Source organism: Rhodopseudomonas pentothenatexigens (assembly GCF_900218015.1).
GTDB lineage: Bacteria > Pseudomonadota > Alphaproteobacteria > Rhizobiales > Xanthobacteraceae > Rhodopseudomonas > Rhodopseudomonas pentothenatexigens.
This window is the reverse complement of the sequence record NZ_UFQQ01000007.1, coordinates 84,464-100,580: the sequence shown is the minus strand read 5'-3', so window position 1 is coordinate 100,580 and position 16,117 is coordinate 84,464. Positions and strand designations below refer to the sequence as shown.

Sequence of the window (16,117 nt, the reverse complement as noted above, 5' to 3'; positions counted from 1 at the left end):
CGATCTTGTTGGTGACCGCAAACTCAGGCGCGCGGGGCGCAGCGGACGTAGACCATGTTGCCGTAGCGGGTGGCGGCGTCCTTGTCGACAAAGCGCGTGACCATCACCCGCCCGTCGAACGAAATGATCTCGCGATCCTGTTCGGTGATCGGGCCGGCGGGGCCGATATAGTTCTTGCCGCTCGGCGATCCCTTCAGGCGCAGTTCCTGCGGGGTGGCCTGGTCGGCCAGATGCATGATGACGCCGCCGGTCGAGCCGGCACCGATCACGTAGGGATTCTTGCACTGCGCCTGCGCGGCCTTCTCGGTGCGGGCGCGATCCGACGGATTGAGATACGACGCCAGCCCCCAGCGACCGACGATCTCTTCGGAGCGGATGGTGGCCGGCAGATCCGGCGGCGGCGCCGGCTCCTGCACCTGGGCCGGTTGCGAACCGCCGAGGCTGAAGCCGCCTCCCATGCTGCCGCACGCGCCGAGACCCAGCGCCATCAGCGACGCCATCCCCAGATTGAGCGACGCGCGTGCGTTGCGTGAATTGACCATGATTTCTCCCCGAGCGAACGCCCCGTCTGCCCCTTGCGCCAGACAACCGCAAATCACGCCGTCAGGCAATGCGGTCACAACGATGATGCCGGTGCCCCGGTCTGGCGGCCGGAGCATCTTACAGCCAGATCACTAAGCCCTTAAGCCCTCAACTTGACAGGAACAGCATCAGGCCATATTCCCGGGCACTCAATTAGCACTCTCGCAGTAAGACTGCCAACACGCGGACACGCAACCCGGGCCGCGGATCACGAACCGGCACTTGCATGCCGAGGTCCCTCAGTAACAGCACAGGACAGCCCATGGCTAAGCTCAATTTTCGTCCACTCCATGACCGCGTGGTGGTGAAGCGCATCGACGCCGAAACCAAGACCAAGGGCGGCATCATCATCCCGGACTCCGCCAAGGAGAAGCCGCAGGAAGGTCAAGTGGTCGCCGTCGGCCCGGGCGGCCGCGACGAGACCGGCAAGCTGACCCCGATCGACGTCAAGGTCGGCGACCGCGTGCTGTTCGGCAAGTGGTCGGGCACCGAGATCAAGCTGGACGGCGAGGAACTCCTGATCATGAAGGAGTCGGACATCATGGGCGTGGTCGGCTGAGCCGCATCGCGACAGCATCGAGACATCAGGAGCGAATGAATGGCAGCCAAGGACGTCAAGTTTTCCGGTGAGGCCCGCGACCGCATGCTGCGTGGCGTGGACGTGCTCGCCAACGCCGTGAAGGTCACGCTCGGTCCGAAGGGCCGGAACGTGCTGATCGAGAAGAGCTTCGGTGCCCCGCGCATCACCAAGGACGGCGTCACCGTCGCCAAGGAAGTCGAGCTCGAGGACAAGTTCGAGAACATGGGCGCCCAGATGGTGCGCGAAGTGGCCTCGAAGACCAACGATCTCGCCGGCGACGGCACCACCACCGCCACCGTGCTGGCCCAGGCGATTGTCCGTGAAGGCGCCAAGGCCGTTGCGGCCGGCATGAACCCGATGGACCTGAAGCGCGGCATCGAGATCGCGGTCGCGGCCGTGGTCAAGGACATCCAGAAGCGCGCCAGGCCGGTCGCCTCCTCGGCCGAGATCGCGCAGGTCGGCACCATTTCGGCCAACGGCGACGCGCCGATCGGCAAGATGATCGCCCAGGCGATGCAGAAGGTCGGCAACGAGGGCGTCATCACGGTCGAAGAGAACAAGTCGCTCGAGACCGAAGTCGACATCGTCGAAGGCATGAAGTTCGACCGCGGCTACCTGTCGCCCTACTTCGTGACCAACGCCGAGAAGATGACGGCGGAACTCGACGACGCCTACATCCTGTTGCACGAAAAGAAGCTGTCGGGCCTGCAGGCGATGCTGCCGGTGCTCGAATCGGTGGTGCAGTCGGGCAAGCCGCTGCTGATCATCGCCGAGGACGTCGAAGGCGAAGCGCTGGCGACGCTGGTGGTCAACCGGCTGCGCGGCGGCCTCAAGGTCGCGGCCGTGAAGGCGCCGGGCTTCGGCGACCGCCGCAAGGCGATGCTCGAAGACATCGCGATCCTGACCGGCGGTCAGCTGATCTCCGAAGAGCTCGGCATCAAGCTCGAGGGCGTCAACCTGAAGATGCTCGGCCGCGCCAAGAAGGTGGTGATCGACAAGGAGAACACCACCATCGTCAACGGCGCAGGCAAGAAGCCGGAGATCGAAGCCCGCGTGTCGCAGATCAAGGCGCAGATCGAGGAGACCTCCTCGGACTACGACCGTGAGAAGCTGCAGGAGCGCCTGGCCAAGCTCGCGGGCGGCGTCGCGGTGATCCGCGTCGGCGGCGCGACCGAGGTCGAGGTCAAGGAGAAGAAGGACCGCGTCGAGGACGCGCTGAACGCGACCCGCGCCGCGGTGCAGGAAGGCATCGTGCCGGGCGGCGGCGTCGCCCTGCTGCGCGCCAAGAAGGCGGTCGGCCGCATCAGCAACGACAATGCCGACGTGCAGGCCGGCATCAACATCGTGCTGAAGGCGCTGGAAGCTCCGATCCGCCAGATCGCCGAGAACGCCGGTGTCGAGGGCTCGATCGTGGTCGGCAAGATCCTCGAGAACAAGACCGAGACCTTCGGCTTCGACGCGCAGACCGAGGAATATGTCGACATGCTCGCCAAGGGCATCGTCGATCCGGCCAAGGTCGTGCGCACCGCGCTGCAGGACGCCTCGTCGGTCGCCTCGCTGCTGGTCACCACCGAAGCGATGGTCGCCGAACTGCCGAAGGCCGACGCGCCGGCGATGCCGGCCGGCGGCGGCATGGGCGGAATGGGCGGCATGGGCTTCTGAGCCCGCGCTCGTCGCACCGACATCGATCACGCAAGGCCGCCTCCGGGCGGCCTTGTTGCGTTTGCAGATGGATTGCGGTTGAGGCGCTCGCTCCACCGCCGCCGTCATCCCCGCCTTCGCGAGGATGACGGCTGTCGGTATACTAGCGCTGGTTTTTTTGGCGCGGGCTCCGCGATTTGCTAGTCAGGGCCTTGGTTCGGATTCAATTCGAATCGACAAGGCTGCGAAAGCTGCCGTGCCCTGCGAGGAACTTCCGATGCGCGCGTTTCTGTTCAGCCTGCTGGCGCTGCTGCCGGCGACCGATCTCGCCCTCGCCCAATCCAAGGCGGCGACCAAATCGGCGCCGCCCGCCACCGAGACGCGCTACTTCGCCACCCTCGACGGTTTCATCGACGGCGCCGACGTGATCCTGAAGCAGACCCGGCAGGGCAAGACGGCGACCTCGGCCGTGCTCGACGTCTGCTTCTCGCCGTCCAAGGATTCCGACCGCAAGGACCGCTTCGTCGTCAACCTCACCGCCGACGGCCAGACGCTGACCGGCACCAGCCAGACGCTCGGCGGCAAGACCCCGGTGTCGGTCAATCTGCAGCAGAAGCCGAACGGCGAGACCTTCGATTTCAAGGGCGTGGTCGGCATCGGCACCGCGACCTACGAGATCAACTCGACCGACAATTCCGACCTGAGCGAAAAGGAATTCGAGGAGACCCAAGCGGTCGACGACAGCATCGCGCAGGCACCGAAGGACTTCACCGCGGTGTCGCCGGAAGCGGTCGGCGTCCGGGTCGCGCTCGAGGCGGCGTCCGATTTTCTGAAGACGCTGAAGACCGAGAATGTCGAAGTGTCGCTGTCCAGCCTCGGCATCGGCTGCGACGCGCTGCGCGCCGGCAAGCTGGTGATCAACCTCAGCGTCGATCCGGAGCGCGCCGCTTCGGTGATCGCCAAGGCCAAGGCGTTCCCCGGCGTCACCGCGGCGGGCTGGACCAACGGCCTCGTCGATATGGATCGTGCCATCCTGTTTCCGGCCGCCGGCTGGCGCGACGGCGGCAAGCTCGATCGTGCCAAGATCGCCGCCACCGTGACCGGCACGCTGGCGCAGACGCTGGAAGCCAAGCTGGCCACAGCGAGCTGGGACGAGGTGACCGGCAAGCTGAAGATGACGTTCAAGCGGCCGAGCGAGACCTTCCCGGCACTGCAGCTCACCGAAGTCATCAGCGTCGAGGCGCTGGTCAGCGCCGACAGACCGGGCGGCAGCGACAGACTGATGCTGTGGCTCGGCAATCCCAGCGACACCACGGTCGACGAGAACGCCCCGCCCCGGCTCGGCCTGAACGACGACGCCTCCGGCGAGGAGGAAGCCGAGCCGCGCAGCGACGGCGGCGCGGTCGCGGCCCTGGCCAAGGAACTCAAAGGCCAGCGCTGGGATTCGGAAAGCGCGACCTGGCAATAGCCGGACCGCCCCGGCGCGGTATCCGCCCGAACCGGATCATGGAACCGCGATTTGACATGCCGCTGCGATGCGGCAATGAAGCGCTTCCTTTTCACGGCAGGGATGATTGGCTGAATGACGCGCTTTGATGCGGTGGTGATCGGCGCCGGGCTCGGCGGCCTGACTGCGGGCGCGATCCTGGCCCGCGAAGGCCGCAAGGTGCTGGTGATCGAACGCGGCAACTCGGTCGGCGGCGCGGCATCGAGCTACAAGGCCGGCGAACTGTTCGTCGAAGGCTCGCTGCACGTCACCGGCAATCCGCAGCATCGGCGCGATCCCAAGCACCGCGCCCTCAGTCGCGCCGGGGTGCTCGACGCGGTGCAATGGATTCCGGCCGGCGCATTGTATGAGATGCGCGGCGGCCCGGTCGGCGCTCCGTTCACCCTGCCGGACGAATTCGCTGCCGCGCGCGACGCGCTGAACCGGCGCTTTCCGCAGGCCAGCGCCGGGATCGCGCGATGGCTCGGCGACCTCGAACGGCTCGCCGGCGCGCTCGGCACCGGCGGGCTCGACGCGGTGCTGGCACTGGCACCGGAATATCCCGATTGGCACGCTTCGCTCGACGACAGGCTGCAGGCGCTGTTCGGCGACGACGAAGCGGTGAAGTGCGCGGTCGCCGGCAATTTGTCCTACGTTCACGACGATATCGCGGCGCTGTGGTGGGTGCCGTTCGCGATGGTGCAGGGCAGCTTCCTGCTCAGTGGCGCGCGCTTCATCCAGGGCGGCTCGCAGCGGCTGTCGAGCGCGCTGGCCCGCGCGGTGCGCAAGGCCGGCGGCGAGGTGCTGCTGCGCCGCGTCGTCTCCGGTGTGGTGATGGCGGGTCACGGCGGGTCGCATCAGGTCACCCACGTCGCCCGCGACGGCGGCGATCCGCAGACCGTCGAAGCCGCCACCGTGATCGGCAATGCCGCGCCGGCGACGCTGGCGAGCCTGCTGCCCGCCGACCAGGCAAAGCTGCTCAGCGACAGCTACGCCGCTCGCGCCCCGTCGCTATCGCTGTTCGCGCTGACGCTCGGCCTGTCCCGGCCGCCGCGCGAATTCGGCGTCAGCAGCTACGCCACGCAATTGCTGCCGGACTGGATGACGACGCTGGCGTCCTATGCCGAGGCGAAGACCCTGATGGCGGACGAGCCCGGCGCGCGGATGCCGCCGCTGGCGATCGCCGACTACACCGCGATCGATTCCGGCGTGCCGTCGCCGCCTTACGTGCTGTCGGTGGTCGGTCCGGATCGGGTGTCGAACTGGGACGGTCTCGATCAGGACGCCTACCGGGCCAAGCGCGAGCGCTGGCAGCAGGCGCTGCTCGCGCATCTCGACCGCAGCTATCCCGGTCTCGCCGGTGCGGTGACGGCGGCGGCGTTCAACACCGCCTATTCGGTACAGCAATACCTCGGCGCGCCGCAAGGCGCGGTCTACGGCTTCGCGCCATTGCTGCCGAGCTCCGACGCGCCCTATCGCGCACCACGCACCACACTGCCCGGCCTGTATCTCGCCTCGGCCTATGCCGGCATCGGCGGCTACAGCGGCGTGGTGCAGGCCGCCGAGGGATGCGCCGAGCTGATCCTGCAGGATCAGCCGCAGGGTTAGTTCGTATTGAGCCGGAACCGCAGCGGCTGCGGACCGGCGAAGCTGACGATGTCACCCTGCCGGCTCCACGTCGTCACCGCCGCGAGCGCCGCCACCAGGGCGTCGTCGGCCTGGGCGCGATCCGCCGGACAGTTGCGATCCTCGATTGCTCCGGGCACGAAGATCACGGTGTTACCAGCGACCGAGAATTGCCCGGTACCGCCTTTGCACCACAGCTCCAGCCGCACGCCGCCCTTGTCGCCGATCTCGAGATTGGGGATTCGCTTGGAGCCCGGCTTCGGCGGCGCATCCAGCGTCACTTCGAGGCCGAACGGAAACTCCTGGTCGGACTGCGCCAGCGAAGCGGTGGTTGCGCCGGACAGGATCGCCGCGGCGAGCGCGGCTGCTTGCAGCAGATAGATGGATCGCATTTGACCTCGGTCGTGTTTCGGATCGCGGGCTTGTACCCGAGCGCCGCTGGCAGGTGGAGGCGCGAGCGGACAGGGCCCGGCGATTGCACCACCAGCTCTCCCGCTATAGGGCGAACGACCCCGCCTTGGCCAGACGGCCGTGCGCCGGTCGTGACCCACATCGCTCGCTCACAAACACGCGAACTCGGTCCGCCGCAGTCCGCCGGCCACCACACCGTGCTAGGGTGCGACAAGAGGGCGCGACACGAGACAGCGGGTGAATGAACCTGCAACTTCCGTCCCAGGCCTCCGCCCGGCGGAGCCTCCCACCCGGAGACCCTTCCCTGTGAAAGCTATTCGAACCACCTTGGCGACCGCCTGGCGGATCGCCGTGCCGTATTTCAATGCCGAAGACAAATGGATGGGCCGCGGACTGCTCGCAGCGGTGGTCGTCATCGAACTCGCCGTGGTCGGCCTCACTGTTCTGTTCAACCGCTGGAATAACGACTTCTACAACGCGCTGCAGGAGCGGAACGGCGACGTCTTCACTTTCCAGATCGTCTACTTCTGCGTGCTGGCGGCGATCTGGATCGCGCTCAAGGTCTATCAGCTCTATCTCAATCAGTGGCTGCAGATCCGGTGGCGCCAATGGATGACCGAGCGCTATCTCGGCGGCTGGCTGCACGACGCCAACCACTACCAGATGCAGCTCACCGGCGACGCCGCCGACAACCCCGACCAGCGGATCGCCGAGGACACGCAGTTGTTCGTCGAGCGCACGCTGGCGCTGAGCATCGGGCTGCTCAACGCGGTGGTGACGCTGGCGTCGTTCGTGGTGATCCTATGGGGGCTGTCGAACCAGGCACCGTTGCATCTGTTCGGCCAGGATATCGCAATCCCGGGCTATCTGGTCTGGGGCGCGCTGATCTACGCCGTGATCGGCACCGCTCTCACCCATTGGATCGGCTGGCCGTTGGTCGACCTGAATTTCCGGCAGCAGCGCTACGAGGCCGATTTCCGCTTCAACTTGGTGCGGGCCCGTGAGAATGCCGAGCAGATCGCGCTGCTGCGCGGCGAGCCGGCCGAGCGCGGCGAGCTGTCGGAGCGGTTCGGCCGCGTCGCCGAGAACTTCATGCGGATCATGGTCCGCACCAAGCGGTTGACCGCATTCACCGCCAGCTATTCGCAAGCGTCGATCATCTTTCCCTACATCCTGGTAGCGCCGGCGTATTTCGCGCAGAAGATCCAGCTCGGCGGCATGATGCAAACCGCTTCCGCCTTCAACAGCGTGCAGGACTCGCTTTCGTTCTTCATCAGCGCTTATCGCACCCTCGCGGAGTGGCAATCGGTGGTGGAGCGGCTCGATGGCTTCGAGCGATCCGTCGAGAACGCCACAGCCTCCCGCGACAACCCGGGCGTGGCGCGGGTACATTCACCGGCGGCCGGCGGGATCGGATTCAAGGATCTGAATCTGACACGACCGAGCGGATCGCCGCTGATCAGCGCCGATGGCTTCAGATTCAGTGACAACGAACACACGCTGATCGTCGGTCCATCAGGTGCCGGCAAGTCGACGCTGTTCCGCGCGATCGCGGGAATCTGGCCGTTCGGCTCCGGCTCGATTGCGATCCCGGCAGAAGCGACGCTGATGATGCTGCCGCAACGACCGTACTTCCCGGTCGGCGAACTGCGCGCCGCGATCGTGTATCCGGCCGAGGCCGATGCGTTCAGCGACGAGCAGGTGGCCGAGGCGCTCCGCGACGTCGGACTGCCGGCGCTGGCCGAGCAGCTGGATCAGCACGGCCATTGGAATCGGACGCTGTCGCTCGGCGAGCAGCAGCGGCTCGGCATCGCCCGCGCGCTGCTGCACGCGCCGCAATACTTGTTCCTCGACGAAGCAACCGCGTCGCTGGACGAGCCGTCGGAAGCGATGCTGTACAAACTGCTCGACCGCAAACTGCCCGACACCACAATTGTCTCGATTGGCCACCGCTCGACGCTGGAAGCCTTCCACCAGCGCGGCGCGATGCTGACTCCCTCGGACAACGGCTTCGCCTTGCAGGATCGAGTCAGGGCAGCCGCTCCGGAAGTCGGTCTGGCGGGAGGCTGAGCGACGTCGCGTTTCGGCTCAGCTTCCGACAGCGGCAGCAGCGCACGCCGCCGCGATCGGACGACACCAGACCAGCCGGCGCTGAGCGGTCAAAGCCAGTGGGTCCTGCTGATCGGCGCCGACGTATCGACGATGCAACCGATCTACCGAAAGGTGGGATGCCGATCCGTCTGATCGGCCTGCAGGCTTGCTGCAACCACAAGCGCTTTCAAGCTCGCGGAGAACCAACAACGTCGCGAGCAAAAAACAAGGGCGGCAGATCGCTCTGCCGCCCTCAGCCCCCCAAAGGAAGGAATGTCTTACTTCAGCGCGCCCAGCGTCACGTCAGCCGACAGCTTGGCGATGAAACGGGCGCCGCACCAGCCCGAGGTCACGCCGTTCGAAGTGAAGTCGGACGTGATCGCCTGGCATCCGGCCTTCGACAGGTCGCTGTCGGTGTAACGCAGATCGAGGGTGAACACCTTGTAGGTGAAGCCCACGCCGACGTTCCAGGTGTTGTAGTCCGGCAGAGCGGTGAACGCGTAGAACGCGTCGGTGGTGCCGAGCCACTGATGGCCGTATTCACCCGAGATGTAGGAGCCGATGCCGCTGGTGCCGAAGAAGGTGCCCGGCATGGTGATCTTCGCGTTCACCGCGGCGTAGGTGCCCGAGGTGCCGAAGCGGAGGAAGTCCGGCGAGTAGTTCACGCTGGCGCCAGCGGTGAACACGTCGTTGAAGGTGTAGCTCACCTTGCCGTAGACTTCGTAGAACGACACGTCCTTCTTCATCACGTTGCCGTTGGCGATCGCGCTCGAGCCGAGCGGGCACAGGTTGCCGCCGCCCTGAACGGTATCGATGCACTGGCCGCCCGGATAGCCGTAGTACCAGAAGCCGAAGTCGAACGCGGCCGGACCGAAGGTCGGACGGATACCGACGTAACCGTCGATCTCAGCCGCGGCGCGGTTGGCGAACGAAATGCTCGAGGCCGACACACCGGCATAGAGCTGCAGATCCGGATTGATGTTGTAGCGCGGCTCGATGTAACCGCTCACCGACGGCTGGTGGTTCGACTGGGTGATGCCACGGAACACGTAGTCGCTCGAAACCGAGGTACCGAACGCCACGTCCCACGGATTGAACACCACGACCGGCGGAGCCTTGGTGTAGACCTTGGCGGGCAGATCGGCCGCCTGGGCCGAGCCGGCGCCGACTGCGAGCACTGCCGCGACCGACAAGAGTGTCTTCTTCATTTTGATCCCCATCGTTTCCAAGTCAGCCGGACCGAAGTTCAAGGACGCGACATCGACCTGCACAAACCAAATGTGACAGCAATCTGCGGCGCCACACGAAAACCGTGAAGCAAAAAACACATGCAGATGCCGACTTTTTGTGCAATCCCGCTCACTCAACCATTCGTTGTTGGGGAGTGTTGCAGGAAGATCACTACTTTGCGAATGACTCCCAGGCCAAATCCACCAAACATGGTGGTTAGAGCAACACTTTTGGCTAAGTAACAAGTACACCGGCGGGGTCGAATCGCAGCGGCGCGCCGCGGGCCGGATCGCTGCAGCGCCGACGCGCCTCTCCTGCTGTGCTCGATGACCACGACGACAAAGGCCGCGGTCCAGAACCGCGGCCTTCCAGGACAGGATCAGATTACCACCGGAAGTTACATCGGGTCGGGCGCCGGCTTGGCAGGGTCGGCGTGATCGAACTCCTGATCGGGAGCCTCCTCCTCTCCGGCCGGCGCGGTGGAATGCCGCGCGGACTCATCCGACGTCTCGATCGAATCGGTCTCTACGGACGATTCCACCGGCTCGTTGTCTGCGGCCGATGTGGTCCCGTCGGACGGAAACGGCTCGGCCGGCACGGTGTCATCGGTCTCCGGCGCCGCTTCGGCGACCGGCTCCGACGTTGTCTCGCGCTCGGTCTCGTCCGGCTCAAGGACAACGGGTGCCGGTTTCTTGGCGCGCGGCTTGCGAGGCTTCTTCGGGGCAGCGGGCGGTGGCGGCGCAGCCTGCTCTTCTACCGGGGTGGGCGCAGCTTCGATCGGCTTCGGCGCTTTGCGGGGAGCCGGCTTGGTTCTGGCCGGCTTTGCGGGCGCCTTCGCTGACGTCTTGGCGACCGGTGCCTTGGCTGCCTTCTTCTTGGCAGCAGGGCCCTTTGCGGCCGGCGCCTTCGGTGTGTTGACCTTGGCCGGCTTGCCTGTCGCCGACTTGGCGGCGCTCTTTGCGGCCGGCTTGGCTGGTGACTTAGCCGAGGGCCTGGCTGCCGACTTGGGTGCCTTAGCTGCCAGCTTGGCTGCCGGCTTCGCTGCCTTCTTGCCGGGTTTGGCTGCAGCCTTCTTCACGGCCTTTTTGGCAGCTTTGCCGGCGGCTTTGGATTTGGACGCGGACTTGGACTTGGGGGCCGGCTTGGCTTTCGATTTGGCCTTCGGCTTCGACTTGTCCTTCTTGACCGATGCCTTGTCGGCGGATTTGCCCTTCTTCCCCGCCAACAGCAGCTTGGACTTCTTCTTGGCCTTGGACTTTTCGGCCTTCTTGTCGGCCTTGTCCTTGCTCTTGGACTTCTTGCCTTTCGCCATCGTCGTCCTCCTGTTGTGCGGATCGCCGTTCGGCCAGCGATCACGCGCGCAGCGACGAGCGTACCAAGCTCCAATCAGTGCGGAGCAGGACGGGGCCCGCCCGTCGCCCAATCGAGAAGTTCAATCGTGTGCACCACAGGGACTTCCGTTCCGCTGGCGATCTGCACCATGCAGCCGATATTGCCCGCGGCAATCATGTCCGGCTTGACGGAAGCGATGTTGGCGACCTTGCGGTCGCGCAATCTGGTCGCGATGTCAGGCTGGAGAATGTTGTACGTGCCCGCCGAACCACAACACAAATGACCCTCCGGAATATCTTTCACCACGAATCCAGTCTTGGAAAGCAATTCTTTGGGGATCTGCGTGATTTTCTGGCCGTGCTGCAACGAGCAGGCGGAGTGATAAGCGACCACGACATCGTCGCGCGCACGCGGCGACGACAGTTCAAGACCGCCGACATATTCGCTGATGTCCTTGGCGAGCGCCGAAACCTTTGCGGCCGCCGCCGCATACTCCGGATCTTCTCGCAGCAGGTAGCCGTAGTCCTTGATCACCGTGCCGCAGCCGGACGTGGTCACCAGGATGGCGTCGAGACCGCCGCGCTCGATCTCGGCCAGCCACGCCTTGATGTTGGTGCGGGCGTATTCGAGCGTGCGGGTATCGCGGCCGAGGTGATGGATCAGGGCACCGCAGCAAGCCTCGTCGGCCGCGAGCACCACCTCGATGCCGTGGCGCGTCAGCAGATTGATCGCAGCGCGATTGATCCGCGGCGCCAGCACCTGCTGGGCGCAGCCGTGCAGCAGCGCCACCCGTCCGCGCTTGGGGCCGACCGCCGGAAACGTCGTGCCGGAATCCGGACCCGGTTCCGGCAGATGCTTCGGCGCCAGCGACAGCATCGCCTTGACCCGGCTCAGCACCGTCGGATGAGTCAGATCGTGAGAACCGGGCAACAGCGCCGCGACCGGCCGCACGATCCGCGCCGCCCACATCCCGAGCCGGAACATGCCCGGATGCGGCATCATCCACGACAGCGCCTCGCGCACGACGCGGTCCCAGAACGGCCGCTTGTACTGCTGCTCGATCCGGACGCGGGCCTGATCGATCAGATGCATGTAGTTCACGCCCGAAGGGCAGGTGGTCATGCAGGCGAGGCACGACAGGCAGCGATCGATGTGTTTGACGACGTCGGCGGTCGGCGGCTTGTCGCTCTGCAGCATCTCCTTGATCAAGTAGATGCGGCCGCGCGGACTGTCGAGCTCGTCACCGAGCAGCACGTAGGTCGGACAGGTCGCGGTGCAGAAGCCGCAATGCACGCAGGCGCGCAGGATCTTGTCGGCCTCGGCAATGTCTGGATCGGCAAGCTGGGTCGGGCTGAATTCGGTCTTCATGTCGCGGATCCTCGCGACATCCGGCCGCGATTGAGAATGTTGGTGGGATCGAAGCTGCGCTTGACGCGGTCGCCGAGCGCGGCGAGGCCGGCCGGCTGCGGATGGAACACGTCGATCGTCGCCCGTACCGCGTCGTTGCCGCGGATCAGGGTGGCATGACCGGCGATCTTCTCGACGCGCTGGCGCAGCGCTTTGGCGTGGCCATCGGCCGCCGGCGGCAGCGCCGCCCAGATCAGGCCGCCGCCCCAGTCGTAGATCACTTCGCCGCCGCTCTCGCGGGCGAGTTGCTCGCCGAACGCGCCGCCGGACGCCGGCGGGCAGACGATCCGCCACACCGGCCACAGCGCCCGCGGGCCGGAGGCCGCAAACGGTTCGACATCGCGCACCGCGCGCCACAGCGCCGCGGAGGCGTCGTCCTCGATCAGTTCGGCGTCGCCGAAACTCTTCAGCGCCGCACGGAGCGACTGGGCGCGGTGGCTGGCCGACGAGGTGATGCCCTCGAGCCGCAGCAGCGTCAGGGCCTGATCGGGTTGGGCGATGTCGGCCAGTGCGCCGGCGGTGGTGCGCAGTGCCGAGCCCGGCAGATGCGCGGCGCCGGTGATGTCGTAGGGCGAGCCCAGCGCCGCGGTCATCGCCTTGTTGGCGGCGACGTCGCCGAGCCCGCGCAGCACCAGCGTCCGCTCGCTCTCCGGCCGCGGCGTCACCTTCAGCGTCACCTCGGTCATCACCGCCAACGTGCCCCAGGAGCCGGCGAGCAGCTTACACAGATCGTAGCCGGTGACGTTCTTCACCACCTTGCCGCCGGCCTTGAAGCTCTCGCCGAAGCCCGACACCGCATGGGCGCCGAGCAGATGATCGCGCGCCCCGCCGGCCTTGATCCGCCGCGGCCCGGCAAGACCAGCAGCGATCATCCCGGCCACCGTGCCCGCCCCCGGCGCGGTGCCGAGCAGCGCCGCGCTGTCCATCGGCTCGAACGCGAAATGCTGGTTCTTGGAATCGACCAGCGACAGCACGTCCGACATCGGCGCGCCGGCCTGCACGGTGATGATCAGTTCGTTAGGCTCGTAAGCCGTGACGGCGTTGAGCGCCGACAGCTCCAGCACCGCATTGGTCGCCATCGGCTGACCAATGGTGCGTTTGCTGCCATGGCCGACGATCTCGATCGGCTGCTCATTGGCGATCGCGGCGCGCACCGCGTCCTCGACCTCCTGCGCGTCGCGTACTTTCAGCGTGTCCACGGCAAATTTCGTCCTTCAGAATGCGAGGCATTGCCCCTCCCCCGCGTCAATGTGAGGAGGCGAAGCCGACGAAGCAATCCAGGAGCGCCGTGCGCCGAGCCCTGGATTGCTTCGCTTCGCTCGCAATGACGGTGAAAGGCTCTACTTCGTGCATCGGCGATTACACTGCTCGGTCAGAACCGCGGAATGTCCGGGAACGGCAACTGCCCCTTGTGCACATGCATCCGGCCGAGCTCGGCGCAGCGGTGCAGCGTCGGAAACACTTTGCCGGGATTGAGCAGTCCCTCGGAGTCGAACGCGCATTTCAGCCGCTGCTGCTGGTTGAGGTCGATGTCCGAGAACATCTCCGGCATCAGGTCGCGTTTTTCGATCCCGACGCCGTGTTCGCCGGTGAGCACGCCGCCGACCTCGACGCACAGCTTGAGGATGTCGGCGCCGAAGGCTTCGGCGGCGTCCTGCTCGCCCGGCTTGTTGGCGTCGTACAGGATCAGCGGATGCAGATTGCCGTCGCCGGCGTGGAACACGTTGGCGACGCGCAGGCCGTATTTCTCCGACATCTCGTTCATCCGCCGCAGCACGAGCGGCAGCTGGGCGCGCGGGATGGTGCCGTCCATGCACAGATAGTCCGGGGAGATCCGGCCCACCGCCGGGAACGCCGCCTTGCGGCCGGACCAGAACAGCAGCCGCTGCTGCTCGCTGGTGGAGATCTGGCAGGTGGTCGAGCCGCAGCCGAGCGCGATCGCCTCGACCCGGCCGATCAGCTCGTCGACCTCGACCTGCGGTCCGTCGAGTTCGATGATCAGCAGCGCCTCGACGTCGAGCGGATAGCCCGCATGGACGAAGGCCTCGGCGGCGTGGATCGCGGGCCGGTCCATCATCTCCATGCCGCCCGGAATGATGCCGGCGCTGATCACGTCGGCAACGCACTGGCCGGCGGCCTCGACGCTCTGGAACCCGATCATCAGCGCCCGCGCGGTCTCGGGTTTGCGCAGGATCCGCACGGTGACCTCGGTGATGACGCCGAGCAGACCTTCGGAGCCGGTGATCACGCCCATCAGATCGTAGCCGGCGCATTCCGCCGCCTTGCCGCCGATCCGCAGGATCTCCCCGGTCATCAGCACGATCTCGCAGCCGAGCACGTTATTGGTGGTCATGCCGTATTTCAGGCAGTGCACGCCGCCGGAATTCTCGGCGATGTTGCCGCCGATCGAACAGGCGATCTGCGACGACGGATCGGGCGCGTAGTAGAAGCCGGCATGGTCCACGGCCTGGCTGATCGCCAAGTTGGTCGCGCCGGGCTCGACCACCACGGCGCGGTTGTCGAAGTCGATCTCGCGGATCCGCTTGAACTTGCCGAGGCCCAGCAGCACGCCGTCGGCGAGCGGCAGAGCGCCACCGGACAGCGACGTGCCGGAGCCGCGCGGCACCACCTTGATGCCGTTCTGGTGGCAATAGCGCAGCACCTCGGAGACCTGTCTGGTCGTACTCGGCAGCACCACCACCATCGGCGGCTGGCGATACGCCATCAGCCCGTCGGACTCGTAGGGCTTCATCTCGGCGGCGCTGGAGATCACCCCCTCGCCCGGCACGATCTTGCGCAAGGCCGCGATGATTTCGTCGCGGCGCGCCAGCACGGACTGATCCGGCTCCGGCATCAGAATGGTCATGCGAGATACTCCTGCGCGGACTGCTGCGCTCGAGCTGGTCGCGTCTCCGGCGAGCGGGAACGGTCGGATCAGGACACGTGAGTTGTCATAACCACAGCGTTTGCCGAGGGCAAACGGGAACTGATCACGCTCCGACCAGACTACGCGGCGGCACCACCGCCTGCACCACCAAGCCGCGGGCGCGGGCGTCCATCACGCCGACCGCGCGCAGCGCCAGCAGCGTCACCGTTTGCACCGCATCACGCAGCTTCGCCGGGTCGTCGAGATTGTCGGGCGCAAGCGGTCCGACCAGGGATTCGTGGACGGCGCCGAGCAGCGCAGTCGCGGCCAGCGCCGTGTCCTGTGCCGGCAGATGCCCAGCGCGGACCGCGGCCTCGATCCGCAATTCGATCTCACCAGCGATTTCACGACGACTGGCGAGCCGGGACGCCGACACGTCGACATCGACCGGCTCCGCCAGGATTCCCCAGGCCAACTTGCGGTGCGACAGCACGTGCACCGCCACCGTGGTCACGGCGGCGGCGAGCGCCGAAGAGGGCCCGGGCGCTGCATCGGCTGCGCGACGGATCGCAGCGAGTTCGTCGCGCGAGACGTCGGCGATCAGTTCGGAGATCAGGTCGGCCTTGGACGGGAAGTAGCGATACACGGTTCCGGCGGCGACCTTGGCGCGCGCAGCGACCGGCGCGATCTGCACCGCGGCCATGCCGCCCTCCGCGGCGGTCTCACGCGCCGCAGAGAGAATTGCGCTGCGGCGGGCCGCCAAGCGCTTCACGACCTGATGGGTCCGCCGGTAAACCATTGCGCTGTCGTTCCCGGAAGCGAGCTTCCGCAGCCGCTTCACCGGCCTGGAATCGCTCATCAAGCT

At 66.3% G+C, this 16,117-nt stretch carries 13 protein-coding genes; 5 read left to right on the top strand and 8 right to left on the bottom strand.

Annotated elements, in window-relative coordinates:
• Positions 1-23: 23 nt before the first annotated feature.
• Positions 24-542, bottom strand: a complete 519-nt coding sequence (locus DWA33_RS08065) for a hypothetical protein (RefSeq protein WP_114357573.1) — start codon at positions 540-542, stop codon at positions 24-26.
• 302 nt (positions 543-844) lie between these two features.
• Here DWA33_RS08065 and groES point away from each other — a divergent pair, with 302 nt between their 5' ends.
• From groES to DWA33_RS08045, 4 genes are all read left to right on the top strand, one after another.
• Entirely contained in the window at positions 845-1,141 is a 297-nt protein-coding gene (gene groES, locus DWA33_RS08060; RefSeq protein WP_013501087.1) for a co-chaperone GroES, read from the top strand.
• A gap of 39 nt (positions 1,142-1,180) precedes the next feature.
• Positions 1,181-2,824: a chaperonin GroEL gene (gene groL, locus DWA33_RS08055; RefSeq protein ID WP_114357572.1), complete on the top strand. Its 1,644-nt coding sequence runs from the start codon at positions 1,181-1,183 to the stop codon at positions 2,822-2,824.
• Between the two features lie 256 nt (positions 2,825-3,080).
• Positions 3,081-4,271, top strand: a complete 1,191-nt coding sequence (locus DWA33_RS08050) for a hypothetical protein (protein ID WP_114357571.1) — start codon at positions 3,081-3,083, stop codon at positions 4,269-4,271.
• A gap of 114 nt (positions 4,272-4,385) precedes the next feature.
• Complete coding sequence (locus DWA33_RS08045) at positions 4,386-5,897, top strand: phytoene desaturase family protein (protein ID WP_114357570.1); 1,512 nt, start codon at positions 4,386-4,388, stop codon at positions 5,895-5,897.
• Here DWA33_RS08045 and DWA33_RS08040 read toward each other — a convergent pair.
• Positions 5,894-6,307: an META domain-containing protein gene (locus DWA33_RS08040; RefSeq protein ID WP_114357569.1), complete on the bottom strand. Its 414-nt coding sequence runs from the start codon at positions 6,305-6,307 to the stop codon at positions 5,894-5,896. The genes DWA33_RS08045 and DWA33_RS08040 overlap by 4 nt on opposite strands.
• A gap of 325 nt (positions 6,308-6,632) precedes the next feature.
• Here DWA33_RS08040 and DWA33_RS08035 point away from each other — a divergent pair, with 325 nt between their 5' ends.
• Complete coding sequence (locus DWA33_RS08035) at positions 6,633-8,396, top strand: ABC transporter ATP-binding protein/permease (RefSeq protein WP_114357568.1); 1,764 nt, start codon at positions 6,633-6,635, stop codon at positions 8,394-8,396.
• Positions 8,397-8,695: 299 nt separating this feature from the next.
• On the opposite strand, the gene DWA33_RS08030 is transcribed toward DWA33_RS08035, so the two are convergent.
• From DWA33_RS08030 to DWA33_RS08005, 6 genes are all read right to left on the bottom strand, one after another.
• The gene (locus tag DWA33_RS08030) at positions 8,696-9,625 is read right to left on the bottom strand and encodes a TorF family putative porin (protein ID WP_114357708.1); all 930 of its coding nucleotides are present in this window, start codon (positions 9,623-9,625) and stop codon (positions 8,696-8,698) included.
• A gap of 419 nt (positions 9,626-10,044) precedes the next feature.
• A complete protein-coding gene (locus DWA33_RS08025) occupies positions 10,045-11,070 on the bottom strand; it encodes a hypothetical protein (protein WP_244601227.1) in 1,026 nt (341 codons plus the stop codon).
• The gene (gene glcF / locus DWA33_RS08020; RefSeq protein ID WP_114357566.1) at positions 11,034-12,347 is read right to left on the bottom strand and encodes a glycolate oxidase subunit GlcF; all 1,314 of its coding nucleotides are present in this window, start codon (positions 12,345-12,347) and stop codon (positions 11,034-11,036) included. The genes DWA33_RS08025 and glcF overlap by 37 nt, the downstream gene beginning before the upstream one ends.
• Positions 12,344-13,585 carry an FAD-binding protein gene (locus DWA33_RS08015; protein ID WP_114357565.1) on the bottom strand — a complete coding sequence of 414 codons (1,242 nt, stop codon included), beginning with the start codon at positions 13,583-13,585 and terminating at the stop codon, positions 12,344-12,346. Before DWA33_RS08015 ends, glcF begins: the two co-directional genes overlap by 4 nt.
• A gap of 173 nt (positions 13,586-13,758) precedes the next feature.
• Complete coding sequence (locus DWA33_RS08010; RefSeq protein WP_114357564.1) at positions 13,759-15,252, bottom strand: FAD-linked oxidase C-terminal domain-containing protein; 1,494 nt, start codon at positions 15,250-15,252, stop codon at positions 13,759-13,761.
• A 124-nt stretch (positions 15,253-15,376) separates the two neighbouring features.
• Complete coding sequence (locus DWA33_RS08005; protein WP_114357707.1) at positions 15,377-16,051, bottom strand: TetR/AcrR family transcriptional regulator; 675 nt, start codon at positions 16,049-16,051, stop codon at positions 15,377-15,379.
• Between the last annotated feature and the right edge of the window lie 66 nt (positions 16,052-16,117).